This window comes from Synechococcus sp. BDU 130192, from assembly GCF_963876085.1.
Classification (GTDB): Bacteria; Cyanobacteriota; Cyanobacteriia; order Cyanobacteriales; family MRBY01; genus MRBY01.
The window spans coordinates 1-19,579 of the sequence record NZ_CAWNNO010000044.1; the positions used below are offsets into that span (position 1 = coordinate 1).

General features: G+C 49.5%; 14 protein-coding genes. 5 read left to right on the forward strand and 9 right to left on the reverse strand.

All coding sequences use genetic code 11. The annotated features are described in order from the left end of the window. Positions 1-215: 215 nt before the first annotated feature. The 5 genes from AACT35_RS10060 to AACT35_RS10080 all read right to left on the reverse strand — a co-directional run bounded on the left by AACT35_RS10060 (position 216) and on the right by AACT35_RS10080 (position 3,103). Positions 216-1,064 carry a hypothetical protein gene (locus tag AACT35_RS10060; protein ID WP_099239820.1) on the reverse strand — a complete coding sequence of 283 codons (849 nt, stop codon included), beginning with the start codon at positions 1,062-1,064 and terminating at the stop codon, positions 216-218. Between the two features lie 61 nt (positions 1,065-1,125). Beyond that, a complete protein-coding gene (gene dut / locus AACT35_RS10065; protein ID WP_030006710.1) occupies positions 1,126-1,554 on the reverse strand; it encodes a dUTP diphosphatase in 429 nt (142 codons plus the stop codon). A 6-nt stretch (positions 1,555-1,560) separates the two neighbouring features. Then, entirely contained in the window at positions 1,561-2,229 is a 669-nt protein-coding gene (locus AACT35_RS10070; RefSeq protein WP_012305792.1) for an energy-coupling factor ABC transporter ATP-binding protein, read from the reverse strand. A gap of 105 nt (positions 2,230-2,334) precedes the next feature. Further along, on the reverse strand, positions 2,335-2,607 hold the full coding sequence (locus AACT35_RS10075; protein ID WP_099239822.1) for a hypothetical protein: 273 nt from the start codon (positions 2,605-2,607) through the stop codon (positions 2,335-2,337). 52 nt (positions 2,608-2,659) lie between these two features. Beyond that, complete coding sequence (locus tag AACT35_RS10080) at positions 2,660-3,103, reverse strand: SRPBCC family protein (RefSeq protein WP_012305790.1); 444 nt, start codon at positions 3,101-3,103, stop codon at positions 2,660-2,662. Positions 3,104-3,294: 191 nt separating this feature from the next. Here AACT35_RS10080 and AACT35_RS10085 point away from each other — a divergent pair, with 191 nt between their 5' ends. The 5 genes from AACT35_RS10085 (at position 3,295) to AACT35_RS10105 (ending at position 13,554) form a co-directional block, all read left to right on the forward strand. Then, positions 3,295-4,914 (forward strand): mechanosensitive ion channel, encoded by a 1,620-nt coding sequence (locus AACT35_RS10085; RefSeq protein WP_173867246.1) that lies wholly within the window; start codon positions 3,295-3,297, stop codon positions 4,912-4,914. 275 nt (positions 4,915-5,189) lie between these two features. Further along, the gene (locus tag AACT35_RS10090; protein ID WP_254048035.1) at positions 5,190-6,941 is read left to right on the forward strand and encodes a bifunctional metallophosphatase/5'-nucleotidase; all 1,752 of its coding nucleotides are present in this window, start codon (positions 5,190-5,192) and stop codon (positions 6,939-6,941) included. Positions 6,942-7,075: 134 nt separating this feature from the next. Beyond that, a complete protein-coding gene (locus tag AACT35_RS10095) occupies positions 7,076-8,335 on the forward strand; it encodes a hypothetical protein (RefSeq protein ID WP_099239824.1) in 1,260 nt (419 codons plus the stop codon). A 234-nt stretch (positions 8,336-8,569) separates the two neighbouring features. Next, positions 8,570-9,970: a glycosyltransferase family 4 protein gene (locus tag AACT35_RS10100; protein ID WP_099239826.1), complete on the forward strand. Its 1,401-nt coding sequence runs from the start codon at positions 8,570-8,572 to the stop codon at positions 9,968-9,970. 353 nt (positions 9,971-10,323) lie between these two features. Beyond that, complete coding sequence (locus tag AACT35_RS10105) at positions 10,324-13,554, forward strand: PAS domain-containing protein (RefSeq protein ID WP_143596803.1); 3,231 nt, start codon at positions 10,324-10,326, stop codon at positions 13,552-13,554. A gap of 92 nt (positions 13,555-13,646) precedes the next feature. Here the strand turns inward: AACT35_RS10105 and groL are convergent, their stop codons facing one another. From groL to AACT35_RS10125, 4 genes are all read right to left on the reverse strand, one after another. Continuing rightward, positions 13,647-15,314, reverse strand: coding sequence for a chaperonin GroEL (gene groL, locus AACT35_RS10110; RefSeq protein ID WP_012305785.1), 1,668 nt, complete (start codon positions 15,312-15,314; stop codon positions 13,647-13,649). Positions 15,315-15,526: 212 nt separating this feature from the next. Next, positions 15,527-17,293: an Rqc2 family fibronectin-binding protein gene (locus AACT35_RS10115; RefSeq protein WP_173867247.1), complete on the reverse strand. Its 1,767-nt coding sequence runs from the start codon at positions 17,291-17,293 to the stop codon at positions 15,527-15,529. Positions 17,294-17,344: 51 nt separating this feature from the next. Next, positions 17,345-17,926 (reverse strand): hypothetical protein, encoded by a 582-nt coding sequence (locus AACT35_RS10120; RefSeq protein ID WP_099239830.1) that lies wholly within the window; start codon positions 17,924-17,926, stop codon positions 17,345-17,347. Between the two features lie 22 nt (positions 17,927-17,948). Beyond that, positions 17,949-19,550, reverse strand: a complete 1,602-nt coding sequence (locus AACT35_RS10125) for a YcjF family protein (RefSeq protein WP_030006721.1) — start codon at positions 19,548-19,550, stop codon at positions 17,949-17,951. Positions 19,551-19,579 lie beyond the last annotated feature (29 nt).

Here is a 19,579-nt window from a genome sequence, read left to right on the forward strand (position 1 = left end):
CTGCAAGCACCTGCAATCAACGGTTAATAACTGTTTGAGTCTTCGGGCTTAGTTGAAAAAAAAATGATTGCTTTGACAGTAAAACTGAATAAGTAATGATTGGCGAAGGCCCCTACCAGAGATGGTGGGGGTTTTTGCTTGCTTGATTTTTTTGGGAAAATTTCGGATTGTTGGTATCGCAATCGCAGTTGAAAAAATATATTCTTGGTCAATCATTAACAACTACTTTGATTTTTTAGCCATTCGTAATCTTGATCTTGGCTTTTTTGATTTTTCTTGGGTGAAATTAATACTTGATAGCCTGATGTTTTTTTACATTTTTGATAATAAAGGCGCATCAAGTTGATATGGGGTACTCGGCATTCTGTCCATTTGTTATCGGTGGCGCGGACTTTTTTGGCGGCGTAGGCTTGGCCTTCGAGAATGTCTTTCAGGGCTTTGATGAGGGCGGCGAGGTTGTCGGGCTGGTCTACTAATACATTCAGGGAGTCCCGCAGAAGGGTGATTTCTGGTAGTAGAGTACCCACAAGGGTTTGTATTTGTTCTGCATTGAGGCGATCGCCTTGGGTCTTTTGCTGGGAAGCTGACTGCTGTTGGAGATTAAATAAATCAACTCTTTGCTGTTCTAAGTTAACTGCATATTCTTGTAATTGGGCTTTTAGTTGGCTGATTTCTGCTTCTTTGTGGTGCAGGACATCCTGTTGGGATTGTTCTAAAGATTCGAGAATTTCGTCAATGTCGCGGTTGTTTTCGCGGAGTTTTTTTTGACTGGCAAGGCTTAATTCTTTTTCCCGCTGGAGTTTTTGTTCAAGGCGTTCTTTAATTTGGGTTTGGTTGGCAATGCGTTGTTCAAGATCGGCGATCGCCTGTTGAAAATCCTGGGCCTGATTCGCCATTTCTAAACTGTAGTTTTCCGCCTGGAGCTGGAGCTGGGATTCGTAGGCTTCCTGTTGGGTGGCAAAGTTTTTTTTGAGCTTTAAAATTTCCTGCTTTTGGACGGTGCGCATCGTAAAAAACAGGCCAATTCCCCCTAACCCTAAGCCCCAAAAAAAAGAAAAGTCCATAGCCGCAAATGTTGCCTACCGTAGTTACCTTTCTTCCAATTTAGCGTAAGGCACTTTGGATTTAAGTGCCCGTAGAGCCGAACCCGCCCGTACCTCGGCTTGTGTCGCTGACTTTGTCAACCACCGTAATATCTAAATGCATCACAGGAACCATCACCATTTGGGCAATGCGCATCCCGGCTTTGACTTCAAAGACTGTATCGCTATGGTTGATTAAGATCACGCCGATTTCACCGCGATAATTGGCGTCGATGGTGCCAGGACTGTTGAGAACGGTGACGCTTTGTTTGAGGGCTAAACCACTGCGGGGACGAATTTGAAGTTCGGTGCCAATGGGAATCTCCGCCGCGAGACCTGTTTTGATTAAGGCTGTTTTGTGGGGGGCGATCGCCACGGGTTCAATGGCATGGAGATCAACGCCAGAATCCCCATCATGTTGATATTTAGGAATAATCGCGTTGGGGTGGAGCTTGAGGAGGCGGAGGTGCATAGAAAGCTAGACAGTGGTGGTTTGTAAACGATGTTTGAGGGTTTGGGGATCGCCTTGGTCAACGACTCGGCCATTTTCCAAGAGGAAGGCCCCATCACAAAAGTCTAATTCATCGAGGCGATGGGTCACCCAGAGGGCCGTCATCCCCCGACTTTTAACCAGATGTTGCACTTGTTTGACGAGATCGAGTTGGGTATCACCATCCAAGAGGGCCGTGGGTTCATCGAGGAGCAGCACTTCACAATGTCTGGCGATCGCCCCGGCAATGGCGACCCGTTGTTTTTGGCCACCACTGAGGGCATAGATCGGCCGACGAGCCAAATTACCTAAACCCACTGCTCCCAAGGCTTCGGCCACCCGCTGTTGGATGGTGGGGGTTGGTAAGCGTTCAGAAACCAGGCCAAAGGCGACATCTGCGCCCACGGTAGGCATGACCAACTGATGATCTGGGTTTTGAAAGACAAAGCCAACGGGTTGGATCAATTCAACGGTACCCGAATCGGCCGTTAGGAGTCCCGCCAGAATCCGTAACAGAGTCGATTTGCCACTGCCATTGGTGCCCAAGAGCATCCAAAATTCTCCCTGGGGGACGGCTAAATTGCAGTGACTGAGGATTTTTTTGTCCGGTTGCCAACTGAAATTTAGGTTTTCGACGGCAATGGCAGAACTAGACATGGCTTTGGGAGTGGTCACTGGGGGCCATAATCACAACGACACAGTAAACGTAACAAAAAAGAGGGCAGCGATCGCCCCCCGTGGGTTGAGGGCCAGAGACCTTTGTTATTCTGCCGCTTGGGTCGCAAAAAAGCCTGGTACCCGTCCGCCAGCAGCTGCACCACTTTTCTTGTTGAGGACAACGGCACTAATTTGATCACTGAGGAGGGCGATTTTTTTATCCTCATCCTTTTCGCAGGTGAGTTCGAGGAGGGTGGCGTGGTCGCCTTTCATCGCCTCAAGGACAGATTGATAGAGTGCTTGGGCAGCATCAGCTTCTTTGCGTTGGACAGAAACGGGGATCGGGCTATATTTGAGGGTCAAATCCAAACTATACATGCAGGTTTACGGGTTATTTTTCCTAGTTATTTATCTTAAACGGTTTGGGGGGTCACGGTTGGGATGCTTCGGCGATCGCCTTGATCCGTCGCAGTTGGGCCTGCATATCTTTCTTTGTCCAGCGAGCGGCAAAGGTTTTAAAGCCCCAACGCACCAAAGGATTGGGAATTTCAAACTGAAAGCGGTTTACCAACTGGGTTCCTGTGGCATTGGGGATGCATTCCCAACGGTCTCGCCCCCGGAAAAAGCCCGTGAATTGCCAAACAATTAAACCCGGCTCCCGTTCTACGACGCGATTATTCAATACCAGGTTAACCAAGGGAATTTTTAACCAAAAGCGACTTTGACTTTCGAGGGCTGTGCTCCAGCGATCGCCGAGGGGTTCACACCGCAGCAGGGGATTTAACCAGCGGTGCATGGTTTCTAGATCCGTAAAACACTGCTCAACACAGGTGGCACTGGCCCGCACTTGAATTGATTGCTCAAAAATTTCCATCAAAATTCTATCTAAAGGTGGATTTTCCCAAAGTTATGAAAAGAAATATAGCGAATTTATCCTTTTTGCGGGTGAAAAATCCGGAGGATCTTTGTAGGGTGGAAGAGGCAACGTCTTGCCGTAAATTAGCGCAAAAACGCCCATTATGGCCGTGATTAGCGATGTAGTTATTTGATTTTAATTCTGAAACAATGTCACCTTTAATCAATACCTTGGGGCCTCCTGTGGGTGACCCCTATGCTGTTTTAGCACTCCAATTACCGGAGTCTCTACAAACCCTCGTCGGGGAAGATGTCGCCAATATCATTAAGGCGATCGCCATCTTAATCATCGGTTGGATCGTTGCCCTGGTGGTGAAAGCCATCGTCAAAGGGTTGCTGAATAAAACCGATGTCGATAATAAAATTGCCGCTTGGATCACCGGTCACGACGGCAAAAGTGATCTGCCCATTGAAATTTGGGCGGCGAATATCGTCTACTGGTTCGTCATTCTCTTTACGGTGGTGGCTGTTTTAGAAACCCTCCAGCTTGACGGGGTTTACACACCACTAAATGAACTGCTTAGTCAAGTCACAAACTTCTTGCCCCAACTGTTTGCAGCGGGTTTGTGGTTAGGGGTTGCTTGGTTGGTGGCTAGCATTGCCAAATTAATTGTGGTCAAAGGCCTAAATACCTTTCGCCTAGATGAGCGCCTTAATCCGGCGGACACCGACGCTGAGACCGAGGCGACAGAAGCAGAAACGGCACCGCAATCCCAGACCACGAATATTAGTGAAACCATCGGCAATGCGCTGTATTGGTTTATTTTCTTCTTTTTCCTTACGCCGATCCTCGAAACCCTGGGCCTAGAAAACACCCTCGCGCCCCTACGGGATGTCGTGGATGAAGTATTGCTAATCCTGCCGGATCTCTTTGCGGCGGCCCTGATTGGGGTTGTGGGTTGGTTCATTGCCCAGGTGGTGCGCCGTTTGGTGACCAACCTCCTGAAGGCAACGGGCGTAGATCAAATTGGTGAAAAATTTGGTCTGTCTAGTAGTGCTGGGCGACAGTCTCTGTCTTGGGTGCTCGGTACCATTGCCTATATTTTGATCTTGATCCCTGTGGCGATTTCTGCCCTAGAGGTGGCCCAGATTGAGGCGATTTCGCTCCCGGCGATCGCCATGTTGGATCAAGTGTTGATGCTCTTGCCCAAGATTCTCGCCGCTGCGATCATTCTCACCTTTGCCTATGTGGTGGGTGAATATGTGTCTGAGTTTGTGAGCAATGTGCTGACGGGTTTTGGCTTTGATAATGTCTTAACTTGGCTCGGCCTAGACGGGATGGTTAGTGCTGCTCCGAGGGAAGGCGAGGGCGAAACCGCGAAACCGGGTAAAACCCCTTCCCAGGTGATGGGGACGATTTCCCTGGTGGTCATTATGTTGGTGGCGGCGCTGACTGCCGTTGATGTGCTGCAAATTGAAGCTCTCACCAGCGTTGTGGGGGTCATTTTGGCGATCGCCGGACAGGTGTTAGTCGCCCTTTTGATCTTTGCGTTGGGTTTGTATTTCTCCAACATTTCCTACAAAGCCCTGGCTGCCTCTGGCTCTAGGCAGTCGAAGATCCTCGGTCAAGCGGCGCGGATTATCATTCTCGTCCTCGTGGGCGCGATGGCGCTGGAACAAATGGGCATTGCGACAAATATCGTGAATTTGGCCTTTGGACTGCTGGTCGGTGGGATTGCTGTGGCGATCGCCATTGCTTTTGGTCTGGGTGGTAAAGATATCGCCGCAGAACAGGTGAGAAATTGGCTTGATTCGATGAAAAACGACTAAATGCCCTTAAAAACGTAATTAATCTGGACATGGTTGCGGCCATGTCTTTTTTTTCGGTCACTTTGGCAGAACTTTACAGCCCACTAACGGAACCTTAACGCGCCGATTAAACAACTGTGCCACGCTTCCCATAGAAACTACGTTTCGTCATTGTGGCGATCGCCTCTCCCTGTGCCGTCATCCTTTTGGGAAGTCCTGTGAACAGCCAGCCAAATCTTCCAGTCCCAAAGCCTTCTGCCCGATCAGAATCTGCATTTGTCCCCAATCCGCTACGTTTGGTCGCCGCTCCCTATCTGGCGAAAAATCAGGGGCGATCGCGGTTTTTGTTTATTGGCGATGCCACCCAGCCCATTACCGCGATTGACGTTGACCCGAATATTTCCAGTCGCTACCAAATCCCCCGCGCCGCTGACCTGCCGATTGTGACCCCCTTTCGGTTAAAAATTTTGCATTTTAATGATCTACATGGACGAATCGCCCACCTTGCCCCAGAGGGAAATATCCCTGTTTTTTCGCGGCTTGTCTCCCGTTACCACCAGCAACAACGCAAGTATGCCAACAATCCCCAAGCTGGGGTGTTACTCCTTTCGGCGGGGGATGACATGGTGGGAACCCACTTTGATGCGCTGGTTTCTGAATGCAACCATGCCTACGATCTATATCAAACCTTGGGGGTCGATGCCGCCGCTTTGGGGAATCACGATCTCGATTTAGGCACCCATGCCCTCGCCAAAATGATTCAACGGTCGGGGGATTTTCCGGTGTTGTCGGCGAATCTGTTACCGCCAGCCCAGCTAAAAAAGGTCGTTTATCCGGCGGCATTACTGGATGTGAAGGGGGTACGGGTCGGCATTATCGGCTTAACCACCTCGGCGCAAATGAAGGGTTCCGATGCGCGCCATTTAACCTTTGTCGATCCGGTGCAAGTTGTCAAAAATCTTTTACCTGTGTTGCGTCCCTATTGCCACGTGCTGATTATCCTCAGTCATTTGGGCTATGACCTCCATTCGACCAGTGCCACGGTAGAGGGTTACGGCGATCGCCAACTGGCGGAACATTTACCCTCTGGCGCAGTGGATTTGATTATCGGCGGACACACCCACCATATTTTGAATGAAACCTGCCTCAATCAAGAAAACATCGTCAACGGTATTCCTATTGTGCAGGCGGGAACTTTAGGGCGGTTTTTAGGGGAAGTGACCATTACCCTGAGAGATGAGCAGCAGCCCGCCACCGTGACCAATGCCAAACTGTCTGTGACTGCCGATCTGCCCGTCGAGCGAACCTTTGAGCAAACCCAGATTGCCCCGATCATTACCTCCCTACACCAAAAACTGAATCACCCCTTGGGCATGGTCGCTGATCATCCCGATTTAGAAACCGATGTCGTTTTAAATGATTTTGCCAGCCATGAATCCGCCTTTGCCAATTTCATCACAGCGGGCATGGTGGCACAGGCACAGAAAAACGGTTATGAAGTAGATTTTGCCCTGACCGATGCGGCGGTGTTATGCGCAGGTTTACCCCCAGCAACGTTGGTCTATGGCGATTGGTTTGCGGTGATGCCCCACGCTGATACGTTGCGTTTGTTTCAAATCACAGGGGCACAACTTTGGGATCTGTTGCAGGACAATGCACGGCGGGCAAATCGGTTAGGGGAACCCCACCTAAAACGGGGTTTTGTGCAATTTAGCGGGCAAATTCGCTACAAAATTCAGCTTGGTGAAAATCGCGTCGTGGCCCAGGCAACGGATATTGTGGTGCGGGGTATCCCGTTAAAAGAGCAACTGGCGCAAACTTTTACCTTTGTGACCCATAGTTTTATCCGGCAACCTGCCTGCCACTGGGAAGCTAAATTTAGCCAAAAGCATCTGGATATTGCCCTGTTTAATCTTGATGTCTTGCCCAGCAAAGATACGGAATTGCTGCTGCGGGAAGCTTTGATCACCCACATTAAAACCTATGGCGGCGTGACGAAAGCGGGCGGGGTTGTTCGGGATGGACGCTTACGGATTGATGATATTTAATAATTCTTGGCATACATCAAGATCTACTCAATAACAGGCAATACTTTCCTTTTCCTTGTCTCTTTTTATAAACCCTTATAACCCGCTCTAAAATCACAGATAACATGATAAAAGAACATAGTTAGGTCGAGAAAATGCGCACCCTGAAGTTGCTATTGTTTGCTTGTCAAATCATTGTTTTCGGAACATTTCTGCAGAGTGTAGCACATGCTGAGGACTCAACCCTTAACAGAAGTGTGCTCGACCTCTTGTCGAATTCAGGCCCTAATAGGAGGTGGTCAGATCGTTCTACAACTTATACTACGGAAATTCAGGGCTTTTACGACCGGTTTAACGATCAGCGAGGATGGAGTGATCATGTTCAAGGCATCACGATGACCGGCGATCGCCGGATTGTGATCAGCCATTCACTAGAGAATAGAGGTGAAAATAGTCAAACCTGCGGCACAATCTCCTATTCGACGCCCTGGTCGGAAGGCATGGATGCCAAAAATCTTACCTGGAAGACCGAATGTATTTTTGATTATTACCACCCCAGTATTTTGCAAGCCCATGAGAATTATATCGTTGCTACAGATAACGACGATAAAAGAGGGATAGGCAATATTCGCATATACAATTTAGCCAATAATCAATTACAAGAATTACCAGATCTCCGCATCGAAAAGAAAACTAATTCGGTAGGGATTACGGAGTTTGGTGATCATGGTATTTTTCTCGTTCGGTCAGATGTCGCTGAATATGCACCTTCACAATTGGAAATTTACCGCGCTGAACGTGAAATATATTCATCTCCTGGTCAAGAGAATCTTGATCCTTGGGTGCCACGGTCTTTCAAATCGGTGAAGTGCGATGATTTAGATCAGTCAGGTTGTAAATGGCGACTAATTAAGACTTTTGATAATGTTTGGTCATCGTCGTCTGGTATGAGTCTGATCCAGCAAACTGATCGATTGGTTTTAGCGAGTATGTTTAACCAAGGAGAAATCGATCATATTGTTCTGCATGAAATTCTTTTAGATAATGACGTTAGAAGTGTCCCAACCGTCCGCCTGGTCACTGACACTGTAACTATAAGCGATCCGAGAAACAGAAATAGGGATCCGCGAGGCCGACCAGGCGTAATTAGTAGAAGCACTTATCAACGCCCTGAAATTGTGGAAGTGGACATCTTTGATTTTAGAGCTTCAGATGTTTTTCCGAGGGATGCGAGAGCAGGCATAAATCTAGGACGAACCCAATTTGAATCTTTTTTAATGCGACCAAGTTGTCGATTCGGCTGTAGCCTACAAGTCATTGATGGAGATCTTTACTACATAGCAGCAGCACGAAATATATCTGTGGTACTTGGCAGCCGCGACTGGTTCGAGTTTTCCGTACATAAGGTTCCATGAAGCGATGATCTCCCAATCGGAGAACGAGCATACCCTAGATAATTTTAACGCTGCTAAATCGGCACCAAACGGATTTACTTAGTATGGGCTTGTATCTTTTAGGTCACGTGAGGATCAAGATACAGAGCTCAGCAATGCAGTGAAGCTATTTCCTAGTGAAACCTTAAACTAAACTTCACCTGGTTCCCGTTAAATAGGTGATGTTTTTTTGCTGTTTATTGCCCCTTGCCGCCGATGAAAATTGTCATGTTCTCGATTAATCCCCTGTTCCATGACCATGTGACCGGGGGCGCACCGAAACAGATTAAAAATATTTCGGTGTATCTGGGGGAAATGGGGCATGAGGTGGTGATTCTTTCGACCCGTTGCACCGATAGTTGCGTTGAATTTCGCTGGCATGACAATGTGCTGGTTAAACCGATTTTGCGGTTCCATCAACCGTTTCCGCAGCCCTACGCCATCCCCGCCTACGACATTGCGAACATGATGCAGGATGTGGCAGCCCACCTCGACGGCGCAGATCGCTTTTATATGCACGACGGGGAATTTCTCTTTCCCTATGCTTACCAGCACATTCCGACGGTGGTGGCACTGCGGGATAACGTCTATCCGGAAACGATCCTTGGGGGATTTTTGTTTCAGGGCGATCGCCTGATTGCGGTGTCGGAATATTCGCGGCGTTTTTATGCGGAGACGATGGGACGATTTTTGCCGGAATTAAATGAGCGGCTATTAGTCGTTTCAACGGGCATTGATTGGGATATTTTTAAACCGACTCCACCGCAAGAAATTTTGGCGATTGTGCCTGTTGACCCGGAAAAAGATGCGATTGTGATTCATCCCCACCGCCCTGAACCCAGCAAGGGTTTACCTCAAACGATCGCCGTCGCTGATTTACTCGTCCACAAATACGGCATTAAAAATTTAAAAGTGTTGGTTCCCCGCTGGTTAGAGGTGGGCATTTCGCCGGAGGTGGCAGCCTTTTATCGGGAGATGGAAACGGAAATTAAAACCCGCAATTTAACGCAAAATTTCATTTTTCATGAATGGATTCCCCAGTCGTTAATGCCCCAATATTACAGTTTGGGTGCTGTCACCTTGGGCTTGGGTAATTTTGTTGAATCCTTTGGGAATTCCCCCTATGAATCCTTGGGTTGTGGCACCCCAGCGATTGTGTCCCGTGTCTCGACCCATCGGGAATTGTTGCCTGATTATTTAATTGACAAAGTTCATTTTGGGGACGCGAAAACAGCGGCGGCGATCGCCGCGCAAATTATTACAAAAAAACGCAAAACTTCCCCCGAAACCCTCGCCTATCTCCATGCAAATTACGGTGTGCAAAGCCAACTCGAAGGCTATGCCCAAGCGATTTTAAACGCGCAATGTCGTGAACCCCTCACCTATCGTTATACGCCCATCACGGAGGAAACCAATTACCGTTTGCCATCGTGGTGTTACCTCTGGAAAGGGGGCATTTACCACGATTTTCTCGCCAAACACCAAACCATTCCTGCACTGCAAACTTTGCTCAGTGAATATCCTGAAGGGTTTACCCAAAAAGAGGCGATCGCCAGCGGCATTCCCCCCGCACAGCTTGAAACTTGGTATCGTGATGGTTATCTGATTGTTCAATAGTCCGCAATCTCAGCACTGATAATCTAACTGAAATTCAAAAAATAATTAATGCATTTCAAGATGGAAAAATTTCATAGCAATTTAATATCAGCTGGATCTGCTTGTTGACATTTTTAGACTGTAACTGAGTTGAGAGTTACTATCAATTGCCACAGAAACTGGAGGCGTCTTTTTTACATTGTGAAGTTGTTTTTTTTTGAATTTCAAATCAAAAAATATTTGTTTCTTTTCCCTTCATAAACGAAGCCATAAGAAACATCGCTTGATATTATAAAAGGTAGCCCCCAAAGAATTAACATACAAAAGTTTGTTTTTGTGGCTCACCATCGCCGCTATTGTTTCGCCTGTGTGCCATGTCAGCAGCACGTCCGCTTCGGTTTTCAACACCTGAAATTATCGCCAGTTTGCTGCATCAACCGGTTATTGTTTCGCCTGATCTATCTCTCATTACATTGAGCGATCGCCTTTGTGCCGATCCTCAGCTTGTTGGTGTGCTGGTTATGGCCGACGAACAGCTCCTTGGCACCGTTTCTCCTGGGGACATTTTACGGGCGATCGCCCAGGGGGAAAATCCCCAAACGGCCACCGCCGCAGAGATTATGCAACGGCCCGCCCCGACCTATCCCGTGGCTGCCCTCGACCAAATTGAATCATTATGTCAATACTTCGCCGAGCAGCAGCTTGCTTGGCTGACCCTTGTTGATGAGCAAGGGAAACCAGTGGGAATCTTGCCTGGCGATCGCCTCACCGAATTACGCCAACACCTCGACCCAGAACCAGCTACAGCACCGGAATACAGTCACCATGAACTGAAATTTTTTGAAGAAATTCTTGAAAATGCCTTTGCTGGCTATTGGGACTGGGATTGTATCAACAATATCGAGTATCTCAGCCCCAGTTTTAAGCGGATGTTTGGCTATGCAGATCACGAACTGCCTAACCGCCCAGAATCCTGGCAAAAACTGATTTTTCCCGAAGATCTCCAGAAAGTTAACCACAACCTACAACAGCACATTGCTAGCCACGGCGAAATTCCCTTCTGCAACGAAGTCCGTTATCGTCACCAAGATGGCTCCACTGTCTGGGTGCTTTGTTCTGGTAAGGTCATCGAATGGGATGCACAAGGTCAGCCGCTGTGTATCATTGGCTCCCACATTGATTTGACCCCCTACAAACGCTTTGAAGAACGCCTCAAACGCAGTGAAGCCTCCCTCCAGGAAGCCCAACGCCTCGCCCATATCGGTAGCTGGGAAGTCGATCTAGCCACTGGTCATCTCTCCTGGTCGCCGGAACTGTTGCGAATGTTTGGCTTAAATATGGCCCAGGGGCCGCCCACCTACGATGAACATTGGGCTTTAATTCACCCCGATGACCAGGAACGCCTCAAAAGCTGCGTTGAAACAGCGATGCGCACGGGCGAAAGCTATGTGGTGCAATACCGTGCCCAACTGACCAATGGCCAAATTTTCTACCATGAGGCGAGGGGGAGTAGTCAAAAAGATGCCTCTGGCAAAACCATCCGTTTTTTTGGGACTGCCCTCGATATCACAGAGCGGGTCTTGGCAGAACAGGCTCTCCGGGAAAGTGAACTCCGTTGGCAATTTGCCCTAGAGGGTTCTGGGGATGGGGTCTGGGATTGGAATGCCCAAACAAATCATGTCTTTTTCTCGCGGCAGTGGAAAGCGATGTTGGGCTACGGCGAGGCGGAAATTGGTGACACCCTGATGGAATGGGAAAGTCGTGTCCACCCAGACGATTTGGCAATGACTTATCAAGCCATCCAGGCTCACCTTGATGGCCAGACAGAAACCTATCGCAGTGAACATCGGGTGCGGTGCAAAGATGGTTCCTACAAGTGGATTTTAGACCGGGGCAAGGTGATCGAATGGACGCCGTCAGGGGAACCCCTGCGGATTATTGGTACCCATAGTGACATTGGCGATCGCAAACAGGCGGAGCAGGCGTTGATTGATGCCAAAGAAGCAGCAGAAGCGGCCGCCCATGCCAAAAGTATGTTTTTAGCCACCATGAGCCACGAAATTCGGACGCCCATGAATGGCATTATCGGGATGCTCAATTTACTGCTCTACAGCGAAGAGCTCACCACAGAACAGCAAGAACACGCTCGCATCGCCCTTTCTAGCGCCGAATCTTTACTGATCTTGCTGAACGATATTTTGGACTTCTCGAAGATGGAAGCCGGTAAGCTGCAACTAGAAACGGTGGATTTTGATCTCCATCAATTTTTTGAAAATTTTGCCAAGTTGATGGCGTTTGCGGCCCAAGAGAAAGGTCTTAATCTCATTTTTGATTTACGGGGTTTGCGGCACGGTTCTATCCAAGGGGATCCTGGGCGTTTACGACAAATCCTGACGAATTTGGTAAGCAATGCCATTAAATTTACCAACCAAGGGGAGGTGATGATTCGCTGTCAAACGGAGCGGGTTGGCGATCGCCTCGATTTTACCTGCTCAGTGACGGATACTGGCATTGGCATCGCCGCTGAGAAATTGAACGATCTTTTCGAGCCTTTTACCCAGTTAGAAGCGGGAACCACCCGGCGTTATGGTGGCACGGGTCTCGGTTTGGCGATTACCCAGCGTCTTTGTCAAGTGATGGGGGGCACCATTGAAGTGATTAGTACCCCAGGGGAAGGGAGCTGTTTTACCTTTACCCTAGGGTATGGGGCGGGGCGTTCTCAACTGTCGCGGATGACCGCCGATAGCTTGCAGGGGCTAGAGATCCTCATCGTCGAAGAGCAACAAACCCAACGGGAAATTTTGCGCGATGAGCTCCAAGCCTGGGGCGCCGCTGTCCGAGCCGCAGCCAATGGCCAAGAGGCGATCGCCCTTTGGCAAACCCAGCCCCCCACCACCGCAACGCCCCTCCTGATCTTGGATCATTCCCTGAGGGAGATCGATGCCCTGACCCTCGCCCAAAATCTCCAACAGCTTTACCTCCAAAAAACCTGCCAGTTACTGCTGCTCACCACGTTTCCCTACAGCCCCACCGATCCCCAAAGCTTCCCCCAACTCACGGCAACCCACCACCTCGTCAAGCCGATTTTATCCCGTCCTCTGTGGCAGGCCTGTCGGCGTTTCTGTGAAAATTTCGCCCAGCCAAACGCTAGAACCTCAGATTCTGGTTCCCAACCTAGCGCAAGCAAACAGGGCCAAAAAATCTCGGCCCGCCTCCTCCTCGTGGAAGATAACCCCGTCAATCAAATTATTATTCGGAGCCTCTGCCAACAGTTTGGTTTTTCCGTCGATGTCGCCCCAGGGGGCACAGAAGCCCTACGGCTGCTCCAAGCAACCCCTGAAAATCAACCCTATCGTTTAATTTTGATGGATTGCCTCATGCCCAAGATGAATGGCTTTCAAACGAGCCAACATATTCGCCGGGGTGGTGGCGGCGATCGCCACCGGCAGATACCGATCATTGCACTCACCACCACCCTAGGAGAAGCCAACCAAGAGCAGTATTTAGCAGCAGGCATGAACGACTACCTCAGTAAACCCCTCAATCCCCAAACCCTCCGGGAAACCCTCAATCACTGGTTACAGGAACAGTCTCCGACGGGCTAACTTGACCGAAGATTTTTTGCCCAGAAAACAAAAAAAGCACCCCGGAGGGTGCCCAATGCAGATAATGAATCTTTAAAAGGGTTCAGGAAAAATTACATCATTCCCATGCCAGGCATTCCCATGCCGCCCATGCCACCCATACCGGGCATACCACCACCCATGTCAGGGGCGGGTGCTTCGGGTTCGGGCTTCTCAACGACGAGGGCTTCGGTTGTGATCACCATTCCAGCGATGGAGGCTGCATTTTGCAGAACAGAACGGACAACCTTCGCCGGGTCAATGATGCCAGCGGCAATCATATCGACATATTCGCCAGTGGCCGCGTTGTAGCCAACGTTGAAGTCACTGGTACGAACCCGTTCCACAACCACAGAACCTTCGGCACCTGCGTTATCAGCCAATTGGCGGAGGGGCGCTTCTAGGGCGCGGGAAACGATATCGACACCGAGTTTCTCTTCGTCGCTACTGAGGCTTGCCTTTACTTCAGCGACCTTTTCAGCGAGGTGAATTAGGGTCGTGCCACCACCAGGAACAATGCCTTCATCGACAGCGGCTTTGGTGGCATTGAGGGCATCTTCGATGCGGAGTTTGCGGTCTTTGAGTTCAGTTTCGGTGGCTGCACCAACTTTGATCACAGCGACACCACCAGCAAGCTTGGCGATTCGCTCTTGGAGTTTCTCCATGTCATATTCGGAGTCGGTTTCAGCCAGTTGCTTACGGATTTGGCTAACGCGGGCGTCAATGTCAGCTTTGCTGCCGCCACCGGAAACGATGGTGGTTTCTTCCTTGCTGATGGTGATCTTTTCGGCGTTACCGAGCATATCAAGGTCAATGGCTTCGAGGCTGAGGCCCACTTCTTCGGAAATGACCCGACCGCCGGTGAGGACAGCGATGTCCTGGAGCATTTGCTTACGGCGATCGCCAAAGCTGGGAGCCTTGATTGCAGCGGCATTGAGGACACCACGGGCTTTGTTCACAACGAGGGTCGCCAGGGCTTCCCCTTCAATGTCTTCGGCAACAATCAACAAAGGACGACCGGAACGGGCTACCTGTTCGAGGGCGGGCACGAGGTCGGCGATCGCCGAAATTTTCTTGTCGGTGATCAGGATGTAGGGATTTTCAAATTCAACGATTTGCCGTTCCTGATCGGTGACGAAATAGGGGGAGATGTAACCGCGATCCAGTTGCATTCCTTCAACCACATCCAGTTCGGTGGCGAGGGACTTGGACTCTTCAACGGTGATCACGCCATCTTTGGTGACTTTGGCCATGGCTTCGGAGATCATCCGGCCTACTTCTTCGTCATTGCCAGCAGACACAGCGGCAACCTGGGCGATCGCCTCTCCTTCAACGGGCTTGGCGATCGCGGCAACTTCCTTCACGAGGAACTTCACTGCCGCATCGATACCCCGGCGCAGGGCCACAGGATTTGCCCCAGCCGTCACATTTTTCAAACCTTCGCGGATCAACGCTTGGGCCATAACGGTGGCAGTGGTCGTGCCATCCCCAGCACTGTCATTGGTTTTCGCTGCCACTTCCCGGATTAACCGCGCCCCCGTATTTTGGAGCGGATCACTGAGTTCAATATCCTTCGCAACGGTGATCCCATCGTTGACAATTTGGGGCGCACCATACTGCTTTTCGAGGAGTACATTCCGACCCTTGGGGCCGAGGGTGATTTTTACCGCATCGGCAAGGGCATTAATCCCTGCTTCGAGGGAGCGTCTAGAGTCATCCTTGAAAGAGACAATCTTAGCCATAGGAGTTTGCGTTATATAGTTTTACGTCACTAGCAAATTTAGCACTCCTAGGGAGCGACTGCTAATGTTTTCTGGTTTCGGCGATGCAAACAGGCCAAAAGCTTTTAAAAAAGGCTTTTCAAGCAATTTGTCTTTTGTGGCTACATATTTTCTTTAAAAAATCAAGTGAGGGATCTCATACCTTTCCCCCCAATGAACCGAAACCCTACCCCCTACTTTTTCTCGGACTGATCTGTGGATTGGGTTAATTTGGCGATCGCCTGTTTTGCCCGTTGGGGTTGACCCCAGAGAATCGTTTCCTGTTTATAGATGCACATTCCTGGTTTGGCCCCCTTGGGTTTATAAACGTGCTTGGGTTTTGTATAAACAATGGGCACCTGATCGCTTTGGCTGGCGCGACTGTAATAGGCCGCAAAATCCGCCGCCCACTGCAATTCCGCCTCATCGGGAACTGCACCGGGTTCTAGTCGTAGTAAAACATGGCTACCGGGGATTTCTTGGCTATGGAACCAAAGATCATAATCATTAGCCACCCGAAACGTTAGATGATCATTTTGTTGGTTATTGCGCCCGATCCAGAGTTCTGATCCTCCTGGGGTGCTGTAAATGTGGGGTTTAGAAACCGCTTGTTTAGCAGTGGGTTCTCGGTTAGTTTTGAGGTAACTCCCGTGGATCAATTCTGCCTGAATTTCCTGTAAAGCTTCTAAGTCAGTGGCATTTTCGTAACTCGCAATTTGTCCCAAACTGGCTTCAATGTGTTCGAGGTAATGAATTTCTGTTTCTACTTCCTTTAAAAGTGGTTGCACAATGTGATTTGCCCGCTTTAGTTTTTGGTGTTGTTTATAAAAAGCCTGGGCATTTTGGACAGCATTTTTATCCGGTTGGAGGGGAATTTTAAGGCGATCGCCTGAGGCAAAATCCGTTAGGGCAATTTCGGTTAAACCCGGTTGCCACTCATGCAAATAGGCCATGAGTAAATCGCCGTATTGACGGTATTGATCCGCTTCGGTGGATTCTGTGAGGCGCGTTCGGAAAAGTTGGGCCTTTTGCTGCAATTTTGCCAACAGGAGACTAACTTTCTGGTTGAGTTGATGGTGCAGTTGTTGGAATTGTTGTTGATTAAGGCGGCTTTGATAATAGTGATTGAGAGTTGGCTGTAGGGGCAAACAAGATTCATCCGGCTGCCAGGTTACCATTTGATATTGGTTGTCCTGGAGCGTCAGGCAAAACTGTCGCTGTTCTAGGCAAGCAAGCCACCGTTGCCATTGCTGAAAAAGACTTTCCCAATCGTTAGCGGTGAGGCTGTCCGTCGTTTGTTCAGGGGTTAACTGGGCCGCGCCAATCATCCCTTCTAGAAGAATAGGACTCACGCCCCGGTAATTTTCGAGGATTTGTTTTTTCAGGGATTTGGGTAATAGGGCGATTCTTTCTTGCCAGCGTTCAAAGGATTCTGTAGGGCTGGGCGCTGTTTTCGTCAGGGCCGGTGGAAATTCGTAGGGTTGGCCGGTTTGGACGGGGCGGACGGTGGAGCGATCGCCACTAATTTGTTGGGTCGTAGTGACAATTTGCTGATCGGCATTGGCGAGGATCACGTTGCTATGTTTCCCCATAATTTCGACGTACAAATGCCATTGGGGGGCTTCTCCAGGGCGGCGGCCAAACTGAAAATCCACAACCCGTTCCCAGGGTTGGATCAATTCAATTCCCAGCAAGGCCGAACCTTTGATAAGGTGGCGCAGTTGGTCGCTAAAGGTAAAGGTATCGGGATCCCTGGGGGGGCGATCGCCTAAATGCATTCTGGCGGCCTGGGGGTGCCAAGATAACCAGAGCCATTCCCGTTTTTCGAGGGTGCGCAGGGCTAAACAGAGGGTTTGTTTGTCGTATTGATAAACCTGTTCGAGGCGCGCTGGCACCCAGTCCCGCTGTAATTCCGTGACCAGGGCCACCAAGGTTGTGTAGTCTACTGCCTGAATTTTCATTGCTGCTCGATTCTCCCCAATGCCGATGCCACGGATGCGCAGTCTTGGATCTTAGGGGCTTTCGCTAAAACTATCCAGATAAGCGCCGATATATTTTTTCATTCGTTCGATGAAATAGGCCGAAAACAGTTCCCCATAGTCTGCTTCTACGAGGGCGATCGCCTCATTTAAACGGTGATGACCACAGGCGATAAACTGCGCCGTAGAAATGGCATGGAACTGCGACTCTGCCCCAGGCACATTATTTTTAAACGCATCAATGTAGAGTCCCCGCACCCGCCGCACATAGTCGGTTTCCCAATCGCTAAATTCAACGGTGCCGATGCTGGGAAACGACAATTCCACATTTTTCATAAAGCCCATCACCATGTTCATACATTGCCGGGTCTGCTCGATGGGGAGCGCTTGGGCCGCGCCGCACCGATAGGCCCATTGGGTAATGCCGTTGGTCACTTCTAGGGCGCGCAGTTTTGCCAATTTCTCCAGGGTTTCCGTCGGGAAGCGATCCAGATCTTGCAATTGCTGTTCAATTTCGGCTTGGAAACCAGCAAAGTCCGCCGCAAAAAATTCCTTGAGTTCGTAAATTTCCGCTAATTTCTGCCAGTTAATCTGTCGCTGTGGTGCCATAACCATGCCTCAAGCTTCCGTGCAAAATCTACCATTCATCCCGCCGTCGCCGTTGGGGTGCTGTCCATTCCAACTCCGCTAACTCTGGATCTTCTTCCAGTTCAATTTGCCACACTTCCTTAAAGGGATTGACAACTTTTAGAATTGCATCGCCGACAAAATCTTTGACAAACTCATCTTTTTTACTGAGCTTAAATTGCTCCTGTACCACTTCCGTGATCCCGCCATCGCCCCAATCCTGGTCATGGCGAAAATATTCAATGAAACTTTTGCCCGCGATGCGCGTGAGGTAGGCAGCTGTCACCCCCTGGATTGCTTTGCCCACGAGGTATGTAGCAATGTTTGTTTGGAGAATCTTCGCAAGGATTTCCACCGCCCCTTTAACGACCCCTAAACTGACCAGGGTTTTGCCGAGAGAAACAGCTAATTCTTTACCGCGATCGCCATCGATTTCGCAGCCATACACCCGACCAATTTCCATCACCATCTGGGCATTCACCGCTGCCGTTGCCAACATATCCACCACAGGTAAGGGCGTCACAGCAATTACTCCAGCGCCAATCCACTGGTAGCGTTCAATCACCTGTTCGGCCTGTTTTTTCCGTTGGTGTTCAATGATTTTGCGGGCTTCTTCCCCCAGGCGTTGGGATTGTAGGAGGAGATTATCTGCTAACAAATCATCCCCTTCGGCCCGCAGCACCACCGCTAAACGTTTCACTAAGGGCATCACGTCCGGCTCTGGGGTAAAAATTTCGCCATCCTCTAGTTCTACGGGTTGGGGATTGGCACAGACTAAAACCACGTCCTGGGGAGTGATCAGGTGTTGTACTTTTTCCTTGAGGCGATCGCCAATCAATTGTTGATCAGCATCTGCGTAAACATCGATTTTGTTAAACACCAACAGCGATCGCTTGCCAATTTCAGCCAGCTCACAGAGGGGATCATATTCCGATTGCCGCAGATCGTTATCCACCACGAAAATCAGCAGATCCGCATTGGTTGCCAACTCCCGCGCCAGGCGATCGCGTTGAATACCCGCTTCCCCCGCTTCTAAAATCCCCGGCGTATCCGTGATTAAAATTTGCCGATTCACCCCTTTTAATTTTAGGCGATAGGTCTGGCCCGTCTGGGTAGTGCCCATGGTCGCTTCGACGTTACCCACCATTTGCCCAATTAGCGCATTCACCAAAGATGTTTTGCCCGCCGATCCCGTACCAAAAACAGCCACCTGGAGCTCTTGTCGCTCAAAATTCGCCTGAATTTCTTGGGAACGGTTCAGGAGGACTTTCTGGGCAACTTTATCTTGGATTTGGTTGACTTGCTGTTGAATGGTGCGTAGATTTGCCGCCGCCACCTCTGTTTTTTCCGTGGGCAGTTGGGGCTGATAATTGACAACTTTTCGGGGCGATCGCGGTTTTCGTTTGCGACCAAAGAGGTTGAAATAGCGCCAAAACGTCCAGAGAATTAAGCCAATTAAAGCAATAAGCACCAAAATCAGCAGATTTGCCAGAAATGGCGCCGTAAAGGACACCTGGAGATAGAGACGATAGAGGGAATTCACCAACCACAACATCAGCCCCAGAATAATACTCAGGCCAATGAAAAATAAGGTGAGGCGAATCGGGTGCATTAACGCGCAAACTCTCTGAAAAACCTGAT